The sequence below is a fragment of the Mycolicibacterium sarraceniae genome, assembly GCF_010731875.1.
GTDB classification, from domain to species: Bacteria; Actinomycetota; Actinomycetes; order Mycobacteriales; family Mycobacteriaceae; genus Mycobacterium; species Mycobacterium sarraceniae.
The window spans coordinates 1,709,392-1,725,608 of the sequence record NZ_AP022595.1 but is presented as its reverse complement, the minus strand read 5'-3'; the positions used below and the strand labels follow the sequence as shown (position 1 = coordinate 1,725,608).

Sequence of the window (16,217 nt, the reverse complement as noted above, 5' to 3'; positions counted from 1 at the left end):
CGTACCCTCCTTGCCCCGACCCGCAGTGAGTGAGTGTCGTCTCCCTACCAACGAGTAGTAAGGAGGACCACAGGAATGTACCCGATCGCCGAGGGCGTGTGCACCGCATTTGCACTATTGACCCTCCCTCGTCATCGAGCGCAATTTGTCGTGCGCGTAAGTAGTTGGTTCGCTAGTCGGGATCGGCTGCATCCGAAGCATTTTCGTCGGCATGATCCGTTTCGGCACTGGCGCTGAAGCGAATCCGCAGTTCGGTCTTCAACACTTTGCCAGCGGGGTTGCGGGGTAAGGCATCGACGATTTCGAGACCCTTGGGATGCTTGTAACGGGCCAGTCGCTCGGTGAGGAATTCGTCGAGTTCGGCCAGCCGGAGTTCGCTGCTGGAGATAGCGGCCACGGCTACCGGAACCTCGCCCCACTTAGGGTGTGCGCGTCCGATAACCGCCACCTCGACGATGGCGGGATGGGCGGCCAGCACGTTCTCCACCTCGGCGCAGTAAATGTTCTCACCGCCGGAGATGATCATGTCCTTCTTCCGGTCGACCACCCAGACATAGCCGTCGGAGTCCATCTTGACCAGATCGCCTGAGTGGAACCAACCACCGGCGAACGCATCGGCGGTTGCCTCCGGGTTGTTCCAATAGCCGGCCATGAGAGTCGGTGCGCGGTAGACGATTTCGCCGACCTCACCGACCGGGACGTCGTTCATGTTCTCGTCGACAACGCGGGCGGCGACGGTCGGAATGACCTTGCCGACCGATCCGCGTTTCCGGATCGCGTCATCACCGAGCAGCATGCAGGTCACCGGCGACATCTCGGTCTGACCGAACGCGGCCAGGATCTTGCTCTCGGGGAAGGTCTCCGAGATCTCGCGCAGCAGGGTGTCCGACGCCGGGGCGGCGCCCCAGGACAGCGATCTCAGCCGGATGTCGCGCGGCTTGGCCTGCTGCGCGGCGCAGACTGCCTGCCACTGCGCCGGAACCAGGAAGATGCCGGTGACCCGTTCGGCTTCCAGAACGTCGAGCAGTTGGCCGGGGTCGAATCCGCCGAGCGGGTGGATAACGGTCGGGACGCCCAGGATGAGACCACCGAGGGTGTTGCCGATACCGGCGATGTGGAACAGCGGGACCCCGATGAATCCGACGTCGTTATTGATGTCGGGGCTGGTGGTGTACATCCCGGTCATCGCCTGGCCCGCCAGGTTCGTGTGGGTCAGCACCGCGCCCTTGGGCCGTCCGGTGGTGCCCGAGGTGTACATGATCAGGGCCGGGTTGTCGCCCGGGATGTCCACGGGTTCGTGCTCATCGCCGTCTTCGACGATGAGGTCTTCGTAGCCCAGCACGCCCTCCTCGCTGGCGCCGCCGGCGACGATCACATCGCTCAGCGCGGGCGCGAGGTCGCGGACGGCCTTGGCGACGTCAGCGAGCACGGTTTCGGTCACCACCACCGCGGCCTCGCAGTCCTGCACCAGGAACGCGAGCTCCGGTGGGGTCAGCCGGAAGTTGACCGGGACCGCGATCGCACCGAGCTGGTTAGCGGCCAGCGTGGCCTCGATGAACTCGGGGCGGTTGAGCATCAGGATCATCACCCGGTCGCCGAACCGCACGCCGCGACGGCTCAAGGCGTTCGCGAGTGCGGTGACCCGGCGGTCGAACTCGGCCCAGGTGGTGGTGTGGCCCAGATACCGCAGCGCGGTCGCGTCCGGTTGCATCAGTGCGTGGCGCGCCAGCTGGTTCGTCCAATTCTGGCGGCGTGCGCGATACGGCTGGTCAGTGGTCACGGTCAGCTGCCTGGTCACAAGCCCTCTTTTGGTGGTCCGTCTGGCGTGAAGGTTGCGTGAAGCCGATACTGGACAACACCGGAATCGTTATATTTGATCAAATCCGGTGTTGCTTGGGTCACATTATTGCGTTGCTGCTCACCACACAAGTCCTCGGAGGTCACGTGAACGCACCGGCTTCCGCACGGCGTGACAACCGTCGGGGACGCCGTCGCTCACAACTGTCGGACGAGGTCGCCGCGCACCTGCGGGAAGCAATCATGACCGGCACGCTGCGGCCCGGGACGTTCATCCGGCTCGACGAGACGGCCGCCCGGCTCGGCGTCAGCATCACCCCGGTACGGGAAGCGCTGCTGACCCTGCGGGGCGAAGGCATGGTGGCCCTGGAGCCGCGGCGCGGCTACGTGGTGCAGCCGCTGAGCCGCCAGGACGTCGCCGACATTTACTGGCTGCAGGCCACCATCGCCAAGGAGTTGGTGACCAGTGCGGCCCAGCGCCTGACCGACGAACAGATCGACGAGCTCGACGAGGCCAACGAGAGGCTGGCCGCGTCGGTGATCGACGGTGATCCCGCGACCGTCGGCGCCGCCGAATTCGCCTTCCACCGGTTGCTCAACCGGGGGGCCGGCCGGATGAAGCTGGCCTGGTTCCTACTGCACGCGGCACGCTACATGCCGCCACAGATCTACCTCACCGACGCGTCGTGGGGCGAGTCCGCGGTCGAGACTCACCGCCAGCTGATCGCCGCGCTGCGCCGCCGCGACGTCAACACGCTCGTCGCACTGTCCGGCGCTGAGTTCAGCGACGGTGTGGACCGGCTGCTGGAGCAGCTGGAACGCAATGGGATGTGGCGCCGCTAGATTCCCGACAGCTGCTCGGCGCGCGTCTTGAGATTAGTGGCCAGATGCTCGAGCACATCGTTGATCAGTTTCTTGACCATCATGTCCGGCACCGGCAGGGACACCTCGACCTCGAGGTCCACCGTCAGCAGGCTCGAGGGCCCCATCGCGACCACTGAGAACAGCTGATCCTGTTTGGTGAACACCTCGCCCTGCTGCAGCACCGTCTGGATCTGGCCTTCGCCGGGGTAATAGACAGCCTGGATGAACGTGCCCGACTGGCCCTGGATCTCCATGTCGAGGCGCAGCTGGCTGGGCCGGCCGTCGTCATAGCGGGCCAGCACGTAGACGGCCTTGGCCTCGTCGTTCCATTCCGGATACTTCTCGAAGTCGGCGACGATGCGCAGGATCGAATCGGCATCGGCGTTGACCTCAACGGTCTTACTGACGAGCGGCATCCGGCGAGTCTATTTCAGGGCGCCGCGTCGGCTTTCGTGACGCTGGCCCCGGGGCCCAGCGGGGACTCCACCCTCAGCTTCTCCTCGCGGATCAGGCCCCGCAACAACGCGGTGCTGAACTCGGCGGCAATCTCCTTGGCGGTGCGCCGGCCGTCGGGACGCAGCCAGCGGTAGGCGCCCAGCGTCATCCCGATGTAACCCAGCGCCACCACGTGGGTGTCGCAGTCGAAGAACTCTCCGCTGGCGATACCCCGGCCGATCAGGCCGTGCACGTGCTCGTAGACCTGGGTTTCCTTTTCCCGGACCTCGACGACCTGCTCCGCGGTGAACCACTCGGTAATGTAGGGCGCCTCCTGGAAATACACCGCCGCACCCTCGGGGTTATCGGCGATATTCGTCAGCAGCTTCACGGTGTACTGGTAGAGCGCCTCGCGCGCGGTCCAGGACGGATCGTCGTGAACGGCCTCGAGGGTGTTGTCGGCGGCGCGGCGGTAGATGTCGAACAGGATCAGCGACTTGCTGGCGTAGTAGTGGTAGACCGTGGCCTTGTTCAGGCCGACGATATCGGCGACGTCATCCATCCTGGTGCCGTGGTAGCCGCGCGCGGCGAAGAGCTTGGTGGCGACCGCCAGCAGCTCTTCGCGCCGGGACATCCCGTTCTCGGATGCCATGATGACCTCGCTTGTTCTCTTGCGGGCTCGCTCGCGTCCGACCAAGCCGGCGCGCTGCCTATCAACTAGTTGGATAGTTTAATGACCGGTGTCGCGCGAGCGACCCGCGGACTAGACTCGGCGAAAGTTGCGGTGGCTCTGGGAGGTGTGGCGGATGGATCCGAATCCGGATTACGACGCGAGCGATGAGGTCGAGTACTTCTTCAGCTGGCTCCCATGGGCGCTGCGTGGGGTCTACCCACCATCCGCTTACCCGCCGGTCTAAATCGGCCTGACACAACCTTTGCCGGCCGGCCTGCGGGCGATGCTCGCCCGCGACCCCGGCGAGCCGCACCGCGCGGCAAGCTCACTCAAGCGGCGCGCGGCGCTGGAGACCGTTCGGCTCAGAGCGCCGGCGTCCATCCGGGACGGACTGCGGATTGGTCAGTCACGCTCGGTGGGAAGCTCGCCGTCGGGTACCGTCACGACGGCGGTGGTGCCCCCGCCAGGAGTGTCCGACAAGTCGACTGAACCGCCCATGGCCTCGACGCCGACCAGCAACGACGACAGCCCGATATGCCCCTGGGCCACTTTGTCATTCAGTACTCCCGGGTCGAAGCCGACACCGTTGTCCACCACCCTCAGCACCAGCGAGCCGGGCGCCGAATCGAGCTCGACACGCAGCCGAGTTGCACGAGAGTGTTTGTGCGCGTTGGCAAGTAGCTCGCGTGCGGCCCGGTAGAGCAGGGCTTGCGACGGCGGTTTACCAACCTCCTCGACCTCGCAGTCGATGGGGACGCCCCAGCGCCGCTCGTACTGGCCGACCACCTCGCGCAGCGCCGCGCCCAGGCCCACCTGGGCCAGCACCTGCGGATGGAGCGTGGAGACCGCGCTGCGAAGCTGGTTGATGGCATCATGCAACGCCGCGTCGACCCGCTCGAAACCCTCCTCGGACGGCGATTCGTGCAGATCCTCCAGATCCAGCCGGGCGGCCAGCAGGTTCTGCAACGGCCCGTCGTGCAGTTGTTCGGACAGCTGCCGGTTATTGCGTTCGTCGGCCAGCATCGACTCCGAGACCAGCCGGCGCCGCACCTCGAGCAGCGAACGCACCCGGGCCCGGCGCCGCGCCAGCACCAGGCACAGCGCGGTGGTGGCCAGGGCCAGCCACGCCAGGCAGCCGACCTGGACGTAGACGATATTGGGCATGCCCATCGTGTCGTCACGCTTGGAATAGACGATCCACGCCCCCAGGTATCCGATGGTGGTGCTGGCACCGATCAGGGCGGTGATCTCGGGTCGGTCCAGGAACGACACCGTGATAGGGATCAGGAAGAAGATCGGCAACAGCCAGCTCGTCGCGCCCCCGGAGGCGACGCACATCGCCAGCACCGCCACCACGTCGATAGCCGTTGAGGCCCAGCCGAACCACCACTGCAGCGGGCTGCGCAGCACCACAGCCAGCCAGATCGCGGCGGTGGCGGTGTAGACGATCAGCACCGTCCAATAGACCATCGGCAGCCAGTGGTCGACGCCTTCGATCCACACCAGCAACGCGATCAAGACGATCAGTGGTAGCCGCAGGACGGCCGCGACCCGTACCGGCTCGGTGCCGAGGTGATCGGCCGCGCGGGCCAGCGGGGCCGGGAGGTTACTCAAGCAGGCCCCGCCGCATAGCCTCGGCCACCGCGGCGGCCCGATCACCCACCCCGAGCTTCTCGTAGAGCCGCTGCACGTGGGTCTTGACGGTCGACGGCGCCAGGAACAACGCCTCGGCGATCGCCGGGATGCTGCGTCCCCCGGCGATCATGTTGAGCACCTCGCGCTCCCGCGTGCTCAGCGACGGCCCGGCAGGCTCGGCTCGGCGCCGGATCTCGACGGCCAGCCCCGACGCCAGCCGGGGCGCGAGAATGTCGCGGCCCTTGGCGCAATCCAGGACCGCGTTGACGATCTCTGATCGGGTGGAGTCTTTGGGCAGATAGCCCGCGGCCCCTTGCTGGAGCGCGTGATAGACGATTGCGGCGTCGTCGTGAGCCGACACCAACAGCACCCGGGTCGGCAGTTCGTCGCGCTTGACCGCGGCGGCCACTTCGGCGCCGTCCATTCCGGGCATCCGGTAGTCGAGAAGCGCGACGTCGGGGCTGTGCTCCTTGATCGCGGCCAGTGCCGACGTACCGTCCTCGGCTTCGGCGACGACCGCTATCTCGCCGCTGCCGCTCAGCGCCCGAACCAGACCGTCGCGGAACAGCGGGTGGTCATCGCCGACGACGACGCGCACTTTTCCGGTCATACCAGCAGCTTTCCATATCGTGTCCACCGATCGGGGGACAAAGACTTCATCCCTACTCACGTCTCATCAGCGGACAGACATGGCATCCCATGCGGGCAATAGTCATTGCATGGCCGAAAGTCACCGGCCCCAGAGCAAGGAGACAGACATGGACCGCACATTCACTCGCCGCTTGACCACCGCTCTGGCGGGACCCACCCTCGCGGTGGGCGTGCTGGCCGGCACTCTGGTCGTCGCCACCCCCGCGGCGGCCGACACCATGGGCCTGAGCATGGCGGCACCGGATGCCCCCGCATCCGCCGAGCGGATTTCGATCGCCCTCTAGATCTGAGGATTGCGGCCCGCAACCCACCAAACCGTCGCCCGCTCTCGCGGGAGTTCGGAGGTCTATTGATCGATAACCTCTCTCCACATGCCTGCGAGGCCCTCCCTATGGTCATACGGGAGGGCCTCGTCGTGGAGTTAACGGGTGTCATATCGTGGCGGCATGGACTTCGCCATGACTGCCAAGGGTGCTGATTACCACAAACGCCTCACCGAGTTCATGGTCGAGCACGTCTTCCCTGCCGAGAAGTCGTACGACGAGCACCGGGCCGCCGCCGGACCGAACGACTTCACCGTCCCGCCGGTGGTCGAAGAGCTGAAGAAGCTGGCCCGCGGCCAGGGGCTGTGGAACCTGTTCCTGCCGTCGGAGTCGGGGCTGACCAATCTCGAGTACGCGTCGCTGGCCGAGCTGACGGGGTGGAGCACCGAGATCGCGCCTGAAGCCATCAACTGCGCGGCACCAGACACCGGCAACATGGAGACCCTGCACCTGTTCGCCACTGAGGAGCAGCGCAAGCAGTGGCTCGAGCCGCTGCTCGCCGGCGAAATCCGCAGCGCCTTCTCGATGACCGAGCCCGCGGTGGCCTCCAGCGACGCGCGTAACATCCAGACCGCGATCGTGCGCGATGGCGACGACTACATCATCAATGGTCACAAGTGGTGGACCTCGGGCGCCAACGATCCGCGCTGCAAGATCCTGATTGTCATGGGCCGCACCAATCCCGGCGCCGCGTCCCATCAGCAGCAGTCGATGATCCTGGTGCCCACCGACACTCCCGGGGTCAACATCAAGCGCTCCACATCGGTGTTCGGCTGGCAGGACCAGCACGGCCACGCCGAGATCATCTACGACAACGTCCGGGTGCCCGCGTCGAACCTGCTGGCCGAGGAGGGCATGGGCTTCGCCATCGCCCAGGCCCGCCTGGGGCCGGGCCGGATCCATCACTGTATGCGCGCGATCGGCGTGGCCGAGCGGGCGCTGGCACTGATGGTCGACCGCGTGCAGACCAGGATCGCATTTGGTAAGCCACTGGCCGAGCAGGGCATGGTGCAAAACGCAATCGCCCTGTCCCGCAACGAGATCGATCAAGCGCGGTTGTTGTGCGAGAAGGCTGCGTGGACCATCGATCAGTTAGGCAACAAGGAAGCCCGCGACCTGGTTGCACAGATCAAAACCGTTGCCCCGCAAATGTCCTGCAATGTGATCGACCGCGCCATCCAGGTGCACGGTGCCGCCGGCGTCAGCGACGACACCGTGCTGGCGCGCATGTATGGCTGGCAACGCGCGATGCGTATCTTCGACGGACCCGACGAGGTCCACATTCGTGCCACTGCCCGCGCCGAACTCGGCCGCGACAAAAGCGCATTCGCGGCGGCGGTGACCGGAGCGTGAATCACACCCAGCTTTCGGGCGCTTGGAACTTTCGCGATATCGCCGCCACAGCCGGGCTGCGGCCCGGCCGGTTCTTCCGGTCCAGTGAGCTCAGCCGGCTCGACGACGACGGTCGCGAAGTCTTCGTCGGACTCGGGATAACCGATGTCGCCGACCTGCGTTCGCCGCAGGAAGTGGAACGTCGCGGTGCAGGTGCCGTCCCGGACGGCGTTGCGATCCATCTGCTGCCGTTCCCGGATCTGTCGAACACCACTGCCGAGGCGCCGCACGAGACCAGCTGGCAGAAGATGATGTCCGACCCGGTTCCCGACGAAGACGTCGAAGCCTCGGCGGTGCGGTTCATGACCGAGGAGTATCAGAAGTTCCCGACCCTCGGTGGTGCACAACGCGCTGTGCGTCAAGTGTTTTCACTGCTGGGCGCGGGTCGCCCGGTGATCGCGCACTGCTTCGCGGGCAAGGATCGCACCGGGTTCACGGTAGGCGTGGTGCTGGAGGCGATCGGAGTGTCACGCGACGCCATCCTGACCGACTTTCTGCGCAGCAACGACGCTGTCGACTCGCTGCGGGAGCGCATCATGGAATCGGTGGTCGAGCGTGCCGGTGAGACACCGGAGATCCTCACCTTCGCCCAGGCCCGTCTGACCAACGGCGTGCTGGGTGTTCGCGAGTCGTATCTGGCGACGGCCCGGCGCACGATCGACGAGAACTACGGCGATCTGAAGGGCTTCTTGCGGGCCTGCGAGGTGACCGACGAGGACATCGCGCGGACTCGCACCGAGCTACGGGGTTAGCGCCACACCGGCCACCCACGCCGCGGTGGAGCGTCGCTGATCGCGGCGTGCGGTCAATTCGCGGGAAGGTGGCGTCTGGCCTCGCGCAGTCCGGACTCGGGATCTCAGGCCACCGCCAACCGCGCTCGGGTGGGGAACGCAGGTGGATGCTGGCATTCCATACACTTGCATCTTCCACCCGGCCTCGGCAGGACCAACCAGATCGGATCGCATCGATGCTCATCGGGATTCCACGCGAGTCTCTCCCGGGGGAGACTCGTGTCGCCGCCACACCACAGACCGTCGGGCAGCTCATCAAACTCGGCTATGACGTGCTCGTCGAATCCGGCGCTGGAGTTGCGGCGAGCTTCTCCGATGAGGCATTCGTCGAGGCCGGTGCCGGTATCGGGTCGACGACCGAGACGCTGGCCGCCGACATCGTCCTCAAGGTCAACGCGCCGACCAGCAGCGAAATCGCAGCACTGCGCGACGGCGCGACACTGATCAGCCTGATCTCCCCCGCGCTGAAACCCGAACTCGTCGAGGAGCTGTCCACCCGGCCGATCACGGTGCTGGCGATGGACGCCGTGCCACGGATCTCGCGGGCCCAGTCCCTGGACGTGCTGTCCTCAATGGCCAATATCGCCGGCTACCGCGCAGTCATCGAGGCCGCGCACGCGTTCGGGCGCTTCTTCACCGGACAGGTCACCGCCGCGGGCAAGGTTCCTCCGGCCAAGGTGTTGGTGGTCGGCGCCGGCGTGGCGGGTCTGGCAGCAATCGGCGCCGCCGGCAGCCTCGGCGCCATCGTGCGTGCGACCGACCCACGCCCCGAGGTAGCCGATCAGGTCAAATCCCTTGGTGGTGAGTATCTTTCGATCGAGTCGCCGGAAGCCGAGGTATCGGCCACCGGGTACGCCAAAGAGATGGGTGACGATTACAAGGCCCGCGAGGCGCAGCTATACGCCGAGCAGTCCGAGGATGTCGACATCATCGTCACGACGGCACTGATTCCCGGCCGTCCCGCACCGCGCATCATCACCGCCGACATGGTCGCTTCGATGAAATCGGGCAGCGTCATCGTCGATATGGCCGCAGCCAACGGCGGCAACGTCGAGGGCACCGTCAAAGACCAGGCGGTCTTGACCGACAACGGCGTCACCATCATCGGCTACACCGACCTGGCCGGCCGGCTGCCCACCCAAGCCTCGCAGCTCTACGGCACCAACCTGGTCAACCTGCTCACACTGCTCACACCAGCCAAAGACGGTGTGCTGACGTTGGATTTCGACGATGTGGTGCAACGGTCGGTGACCGTCGTGCGCGACGGCGAGACGACGTGGCCGCCTCCACCGGTACAGGTCTCGGCGGCACCTGCGGCCTCGGCGGCCGCCGCGCCCGCGGTGCAGCACGTCAAAGAACCGATGACGATGGGCCGCCGGCTCGGCATCACGTTCGGTGCTGCCGCGGTGCTGTTCCTGCTCATCGCGTTGTCCCCGGCAGCGCTGCAGGTGCACCTGACGGTGTTCGCGCTCGCAATCGTCATCGGTTACTACGTGATCGGCCATGTGCACCACGCCCTGCACACGCCGCTGATGTCGGTGACCAACGCGATCTCCGGCATCATCGTCGTCGGCGCGCTGCTGCAGATCGGTCACGGTGACGTCATCGTCACGGCATTGGCCGCTGTCGCCATCCTGCTTGCCAGTATCAACATCTTCGGTGGCTTCGCGGTGACGCGTCGCATGCTCGCGATGTTCTCGAGGAGCTAACAACAATGTTCACACTGGAGACAGCCGCAACCGCGGCCTACGTCATCGCTGCCCTACTATTCATTCTCGCCCTGGCGGGATTGTCGAAGCACGAAACATCCAGAGCCGGAAACACATTCGGTATCGCCGGCATGGCCGTAGCCTTGGTCGCCACCATCGCGCTGGCGCTGGCCCGCCAGATCGAACCGCTGGGGCTGGGCCTGCTCGTCGGCGCTATGGCCATCGGCGCCGCCATTGGATTGTGGCGTGCCCGGGTGGTCGAAATGACCGGTATGCCGGAGCTGATCGCACTGCTGCACAGTTTCGTCGGCCTGGCCGCGGTCCTGGTCGGCTGGAACGGCTACCTGCATGTCGAACACCACCTCGCGGGCAGTGAAGCCGCACTGCTCGATAGCCAGGGCATGCTCGGTATCCACTCTGCCGAGGTGTTCATCGGCGTATTCATCGGCGCCGTCACCTTCACCGGATCGATCGTCGCCAACCTGAAACTGTCGGCGCGTATCACATCCTCCCCACTGATGTTGCCCGGCAAGAACTTTCTCAATGTCGGCACCCTGGTGTTGTTCATTGCGCTCACCGTCTGGTTCGTCATCGAACCCCAGCTGTGGCTGCTCATCGCCGTCACGGTGTTGGCGCTGCTGCTGGGCTGGCACCTGGTCGCCTCGATCGGCGGTGGCGACATGCCCGTCGTGGTGTCGATGCTCAACAGCTATTCCGGTTGGGCTGCAGCAGCTTCGGGCTTCCTGCTGTCCAACGATCTGTTGATCGTCACCGGCGCCCTGGTCGGATCTTCCGGCGCCTACCTCTCCTACATCATGTGCAAAGCCATGAACCGCTCGTTCATCTCGGTCATCGCTGGAGGCTTCGGCATAGAAAGCTCAGCAGCAGGGTCCGATGTGGATTACGGCGAACACCGCGAGATCACCGCGGAGGGAGCCGCCGAACTCTTGTCGTCGGCCAGTTCGGTGGTGATCACCCCCGGCTACGGGATGGCGGTGGCCCAGGCCCAGTACGGCGTTGCCGAACTGACCCGCAAACTGCGCGAGCGTGGTGTCACTGTCCGATTCGGTATCCACCCCGTAGCAGGCCGTCTGCCCGGACATATGAACGTGCTGCTGGCAGAGGCCAAGGTGCCTTACGACATCGTGCTCGAAATGGACGAGGTCAACGACGATTTCGAGAGCACCTCGGTGGTTTTGGTGATCGGTGCCAACGACACGGTGAACCCGGCGGCTTCGGAAGATCCGAACAGCCCGATCGCTGGCATGCCGGTGCTGACGGTCTGGAATGCCGAGCACGTCATCGTGTTCAAACGGTCCATGGCCTCCGGTTACGCCGGCGTGCAGAATCCGCTGTTCTTCCGCGAGAACACCCAGATGCTGTTCGGGGATGCGCGCGACAGGGTCGACGACATCAACGCCGCGCTATAAGACCGTGCGGTGAACCGCCGCGGCGGGGCTGCGCGCGGCGCCCCCGCTGGCTGATCAGCCGAGCTTGAAGGTGGCGTGCTCGGCCGCAGACAGGTCATCGATCTGCGACCACTGCGACGCGATGTCGTCGACCGTAGGCACGTTCTCGAAGGTGACACCCTCGTTCTGGAACAGCGCGGCGCGCTGCACCTTGCCGCCACCGACGATGAAGATCGAGGCCGAATCGGGCACCTCTTCGGTGCACAAGTAGCCGACCACCGGCGCGACGTACTCCGGGGTGAGCTTCGCGAGCACCTCCTTGGGCAGGATGTCCTCGGTCATACGGGTGGCCGCGATCGGTGCGACGGCGTTGGCCTTGATGTTGTACTTGGCGCCTTCCTGGGCCAGCGAGTTGATCAGGCCGACCAGACCGAGCTTGGCGGCGCTGTAGTTGGCCTGCCCGAAGTTGCCGAACAAGCCGCTGGTGGAGGTGGCGACAACAATGCGGCCGTAGCTCTGCTCGCGGAAGTGCGGCCAGGCGGCGCGGATGACGTTATAGCCGCCGTAGAGGTGGACCTTGAGCACGGAATCCCAGTTCTCGAACGGCATCTTGTGGAAGGTGCCATCACGGAGGATGCCCGCGTTGCTGACAATGCCGTCGATCTTGCCGAACTCGTCGAGCGCGGTCTTGATGATGTTCTCGGCACCCTCGGGCTCGGCAACCGAGTCGTAGTTGGCGACGGCGCGGCCGCCGGCGTCCTTGATCTCCTGGACCACCTGGTCGGCCATGTTGTGACCGGCGCCGGTGCCGTCGCGCGCGCCACCGAGGTCGTTGACCACGACACTGGCGCCTTCGCGGGCCAGGGTAAGGGCGTATTCACGGCCCAGACCACCGCCGGCACCGGTGACGACGACGACTCGATCAACAACTCCGGGCATGAGCAACCTTTCTCCGACTGACGGAACGTAACTCTCTGTATACGTGGGCCGCCGGGGCTGCAGGCACCCGGGTTGGGTTCACGCCTTCTGCGCGACGACGAAGGTCGAGAACGCGTCCGGATCCTCGGCCATCGGCACTTCGACCCAGCGGTCCAGCCGGCGCATCGCGTCGGCAGAGCGCTCACCGGACGCGAGCCACCCGTGCGCGTTGAGCCACTCGGTCACGTCGGCCCGATCGGGGTCGTTGTACATCAAGTTCTGCATGTCGATGGTGCGCTCGATGCCGAGATCGTTGGCGAACTTCTCGAACCGTTCCCGCGCCTGTGCTCGACGTTCCTCGGAGTGGTGTCCCATGGTTTCGGCCGAGACCCGGCTGCCTGGCGCGCTCAGCTCGGTGACCAGTTCGAACAACCGGTCCTGAGCGTCGGCGGGGAGGTACATCAGTAGTCCCTCGGCCAGCCAAGCGGTGGGCTGCGACGGGTCGAAGCCCTGCCGTTTGAGTGCGGCCGGCCAGTCCTGACGCAGGTCCACGGGAACCTCGTGGCGCTCGGCAATCGGCTGCACATCGTGTTCGGCCAGCTTCTTGGCCTTGTAGTCGAGGACCAGGGGCTGGTCGATCTCATACACCCGGGTGCCGGCCGGCCAGTCCAGCCGGTAGGCGCGCGAGTCCAGGCCCGAGGCCAGGATCACGATCTGGCGGATGCCGGCGGCCGCGGCTTCAGCGAAGAAGGCATCGAAGAAGTGCGTCCGAACCGCCTGGTAGTTGAGCATGTGGGTGAGCATGGCGACGGCTTCGGGATCGACATCGGACAACCGGTCGGCCAGCGCCGCATCCAGGAAGTGCTCCCACATCCCGGTCCCGGCGCCGTCCACCAGAATCCGGGCATAGGGATCACGGATCAGTGGATCGGGCTTGTCGGTCTCGCTGGCACGGGCGGCAGCCACCAATACGGCGGTCGAGCCGACGCTGGTCGCGATGTCCCAGGTGTCGTCATTCGTGCGCTGAGTACTCATGGCAGCGGTATCCCCAATTCGGCGTCGCTTTAACGGCTCGACATTGGTCCGCGGGGCCAAAGGCAGCGCATCAACCCAAGTCAGCCAGGGTTATGGATCGATGCTACCGGAGAAACTTAGCCAGACTATGCGACCTGTGGCGCATGTCACCGCATCACTAACCGGTGTGCCAGGCATTGCCGTTGAGCAGCTCCAGAAACTGATCGGTGATCGCGACCAGCCGCTTGTCGTCGCCGACGAAGCCTGCGTAGAAGCCCAGGCCCCACATCACGGCGATGATCATCTCGGCAGCCGACTCGATATCGATATCGGAGCGCACCTCGCCCGTCTCGATGGCATCGCGGATGGCAGCCTTGATGTATCCGCGGGTGAACTCCTGCGAATCGTGGTTGGACTCGGCCAACTCCGGATGTCGCTCGGCTTCGAGTACGGCCGTCACCATGAACGCAGCAACTGAGCGATCCTGACCCTCGGCCTGCACCACCGCGCCGATGAAGGCGCGGATCCGTCCAGCCAGCGTCCGCTCACGCTGCGACTGCTGGACAGCGGCCTCGATGACCCAGGCGTTGGTCTGATCGACCACCTCTTGGTACAGCAGCCGTTTGCTGGCGAAGTAGTGATTGATGGCGGGTCTAGTCAGGTCGGCACGGATGGCGATTGCCTGGAAGGTGGCAGCGTCATAACCCGATTCGCTGAACACCTCACGGGCGGCGCGCATGATGCGCTCACGCGTTTCCGCGGCCTTAGCTGCTGGGGGGCGACCAGGGCCCCGACTCGCTGTATGCGGCACCGTCAAATTGTGACACAACTACGGCAGAAAAACTTTGCCGGTCAACAACATTTGCTCGTTCCTGATAAATTAGAATTCCACTCATATTCAACTCTACCTGCGGAAACCGTTGTCGCGACGGCGTTCCGGCTCGCGATCCGGGCGCAACCTGTGGTTTTCGTCCCGCACACCGGACTGTCACCACGAGGTAAGTGTTGTGGAAATACGAATCACGCCTGAGGATTTGCCAGTAGCGCATTCGCGCGCGCAGGTACCCCCGTCAAAAAGGTTCGGGGTGCGGGATGCGCGTTTGCTAGAGGCGTTTTGGGGCTCTACATCACCCGACGCATGAGCCTGATCGCACGATCAGTGTAGGGCGGATACATGAGTTTCACATCCAATGTGGTCGTTTTAGCCAACACGGCGCGTCGGTGGCTGAGCGCTTCGAAGCCCCACTTGCCGTGATACGCACCCATGCCGCTGGCCCCAACACCGCCGAAGGGAAGTTGCGGGACAAGGCAGTGCACCGCGACGTGGTTGACCACTGCGCCGCCGGACGGCATCCGGTCGACGAGGTCCCGGGCCACCCGCTGCGAGGCGGTGAAGACATACAGCGCCAGCGGCTTGGGCCGGGCGTTGACGAACGCGACGGCGGCGTCTGGCGAATCCACCGTGATGATCGGCAGGATCGGGCCGAAGATCTCGTCGGACATCACCGGGTCATCGCCGGCCGGGTTGACGATCACCGTCGGCTCGATCCGCAGCACCGCGCGATCCGAGCCGCCACCGGTGACCACAGTGCCGCTGGTCGCGCTGATGAGTGACACCAGGCGATCGAATTGCCGCTCGTTGACGATCCGCAGTGACGGATCCTTCTCTTCGGCGCGGAACGCGGCGATCGTCGCCACGATCTTGTCGGTCAGCTCGGCGGCGATCGTACGGTCGGCCAGCACATAGTCCGGCGCGATGCAGGTCTGACCCGAGTTCAGCATCTTGATCCAGGCGATCCGGCGGGCCGCCACATCCAGGTCGGCGTCGGCGAGCACCACCACCGGGCTCTTACCGCCGAGTTCCAGCGTCACTGGGGTCAACGTCGGCGCGGCGGCAGCCATGATCTTGCGACCGATCTCGGTACCGCCGGTGAACAGCGCGTGGTCGAACCCCTGCGCCATCAGGTCCTGAGTCACCGCGGTGCCGCCCTCGACCACCCGGATGACCTCAGAATCCAGATACTCCGGAACCAGCCGTGCGATCAGCGCCGAGGTGGCCGGCGCCAGCTCCGACGGCTTGATCACCACACCGTTTCCGGCCGCGATTGCGGCCACCACCGGCACCATGCACAGTTAGAAGGGGTAATTCCACGGCCCGATCACCAGAATCACGCCCAGCGGGTCGAACTGCACCCACGCTTTTCCGGGCAGTTGTGCCAGCGGCAGGCCGTACCGCTGCGGCTTCACCCATTTCTTCAGGTGTTTCCGGGCGAAGGCGGCTTCGGCCTCCGTCGACCCGATATCGCCGAGCCATGCCTCGAAGGACGTCCGACCCAGATCCTTGGCCAGCGCCTCGGCGATCTCGGGCTCGCGCTCCTCGCACATCCGCTCCACGGCACGCAGCTGCTCGGAACGCCAGGTCAGGGAGCGGGTGCGGCCGCTGTTGAACGCCTGGCGCACATCGGCCAGCACCCCGGCTGCACCACCATCGGTGGCCTGGTCATTGGTGATCTGAACGGTCATGCCCACTCCTCGAATCGATCCCGTGTGTCCAGCTTGCCCCATCGCCTGCGGTCGCCGCACAGGCCGCAGCGGCCGATCCTGGG

General features: G+C 65.3%; 14 protein-coding genes and 2 pseudogenes. 7 read left to right on the top strand and 9 right to left on the bottom strand.

Features of this window, described 5'->3' with window-relative positions:
- Positions 1–172: 172 nt before the first annotated feature.
- Entirely contained in the window at positions 173–1,798 is a 1,626-nt protein-coding gene (gene fadD5, locus G6N13_RS08760) for a fatty-acid--CoA ligase FadD5 (RefSeq protein WP_163696269.1), read from the bottom strand.
- 146 nt (positions 1,799–1,944) lie between these two features.
- Between fadD5 and G6N13_RS08755 the strand changes: the two genes are divergently transcribed.
- Positions 1,945–2,640 (top strand): GntR family transcriptional regulator, encoded by a 696-nt coding sequence (locus G6N13_RS08755; protein WP_163696267.1) that lies wholly within the window; start codon positions 1,945–1,947, stop codon positions 2,638–2,640.
- On the opposite strand, the gene G6N13_RS08750 is transcribed toward G6N13_RS08755, so the two are convergent.
- Both G6N13_RS08750 and G6N13_RS08745 read right to left on the bottom strand, forming a co-directional pair.
- Entirely contained in the window at positions 2,637–3,077 is a 441-nt protein-coding gene (locus G6N13_RS08750) for an SRPBCC family protein (RefSeq protein WP_163696265.1), read from the bottom strand. The genes G6N13_RS08755 and G6N13_RS08750 overlap by 4 nt on opposite strands.
- 14 nt (positions 3,078–3,091) lie before the next feature.
- Positions 3,092–3,748 carry a TetR/AcrR family transcriptional regulator gene (locus tag G6N13_RS08745; protein WP_163696263.1) on the bottom strand — a complete coding sequence of 219 codons (657 nt, stop codon included), beginning with the start codon at positions 3,746–3,748 and terminating at the stop codon, positions 3,092–3,094.
- Between the two features lie 154 nt (positions 3,749–3,902).
- On the opposite strand from G6N13_RS08745, the pseudogene G6N13_RS25870 reads away from it, so the two are divergent.
- Positions 3,903–4,013 (top strand): annotated as a pseudogene (locus tag G6N13_RS25870) (CAP domain-containing protein); the annotation flags it as partial.
- A gap of 158 nt (positions 4,014–4,171) precedes the next feature.
- On the opposite strand, the gene G6N13_RS08740 reads toward G6N13_RS25870, so the two are convergent.
- Together G6N13_RS08740 and G6N13_RS08735 are read right to left on the bottom strand one after the other, a co-directional pair.
- Positions 4,172–5,383 carry a sensor histidine kinase gene (locus tag G6N13_RS08740; protein ID WP_163696261.1) on the bottom strand — a complete coding sequence of 404 codons (1,212 nt, stop codon included), beginning with the start codon at positions 5,381–5,383 and terminating at the stop codon, positions 4,172–4,174.
- Positions 5,376–6,014 (bottom strand): response regulator, encoded by a 639-nt coding sequence (locus G6N13_RS08735; protein WP_163696260.1) that lies wholly within the window; start codon positions 6,012–6,014, stop codon positions 5,376–5,378. The genes G6N13_RS08740 and G6N13_RS08735 overlap by 8 nt, the downstream gene beginning before the upstream one ends.
- A gap of 148 nt (positions 6,015–6,162) precedes the next feature.
- On the opposite strand from G6N13_RS08735, the gene G6N13_RS08730 reads away from it, so the two are divergent.
- From G6N13_RS08730 to pntB, 5 genes are all read left to right on the top strand, one after another.
- Positions 6,163–6,339 carry a hypothetical protein gene (locus G6N13_RS08730; protein ID WP_163696258.1) on the top strand — a complete coding sequence of 59 codons (177 nt, stop codon included), beginning with the start codon at positions 6,163–6,165 and terminating at the stop codon, positions 6,337–6,339.
- Between the two features lie 162 nt (positions 6,340–6,501).
- Positions 6,502–7,731 carry an acyl-CoA dehydrogenase family protein gene (locus tag G6N13_RS08725; RefSeq protein ID WP_163696256.1) on the top strand — a complete coding sequence of 410 codons (1,230 nt, stop codon included), beginning with the start codon at positions 6,502–6,504 and terminating at the stop codon, positions 7,729–7,731.
- Entirely contained in the window at positions 7,728–8,522 is a 795-nt protein-coding gene (locus tag G6N13_RS08720; RefSeq protein ID WP_163696255.1) for a tyrosine-protein phosphatase, read from the top strand. Before G6N13_RS08725 ends, G6N13_RS08720 begins: the two co-directional genes overlap by 4 nt.
- 215 nt (positions 8,523–8,737) lie before the next feature.
- The gene (locus tag G6N13_RS08715) at positions 8,738–10,270 is read left to right on the top strand and encodes a Re/Si-specific NAD(P)(+) transhydrogenase subunit alpha (RefSeq protein WP_163696252.1); all 1,533 of its coding nucleotides are present in this window, start codon (positions 8,738–8,740) and stop codon (positions 10,268–10,270) included.
- A gap of 5 nt (positions 10,271–10,275) precedes the next feature.
- Positions 10,276–11,700 carry a Re/Si-specific NAD(P)(+) transhydrogenase subunit beta gene (gene pntB / locus G6N13_RS08710; protein ID WP_163696250.1) on the top strand — a complete coding sequence of 475 codons (1,425 nt, stop codon included), beginning with the start codon at positions 10,276–10,278 and terminating at the stop codon, positions 11,698–11,700.
- A 54-nt stretch (positions 11,701–11,754) separates the two neighbouring features.
- Here pntB and G6N13_RS08705 read toward each other — a convergent pair whose 3' ends face one another.
- From G6N13_RS08705 to G6N13_RS08690, 4 genes and pseudogenes are all read right to left on the bottom strand, one after another.
- Complete coding sequence (locus tag G6N13_RS08705; protein ID WP_163696248.1) at positions 11,755–12,618, bottom strand: SDR family oxidoreductase; 864 nt, start codon at positions 12,616–12,618, stop codon at positions 11,755–11,757.
- A 78-nt stretch (positions 12,619–12,696) separates the two neighbouring features.
- The gene (locus G6N13_RS08700) at positions 12,697–13,632 is read right to left on the bottom strand and encodes a class I SAM-dependent methyltransferase (protein ID WP_163696246.1); all 936 of its coding nucleotides are present in this window, start codon (positions 13,630–13,632) and stop codon (positions 12,697–12,699) included.
- 157 nt (positions 13,633–13,789) lie between these two features.
- Positions 13,790–14,422, bottom strand: coding sequence for a TetR/AcrR family transcriptional regulator (locus G6N13_RS08695; protein WP_163696244.1), 633 nt, complete (start codon positions 14,420–14,422; stop codon positions 13,790–13,792).
- A gap of 311 nt (positions 14,423–14,733) precedes the next feature.
- Positions 14,734–16,134, bottom strand: a pseudogene (locus G6N13_RS08690) (aldehyde dehydrogenase family protein).
- Positions 16,135–16,217: the final 83 nt, after the last annotated feature.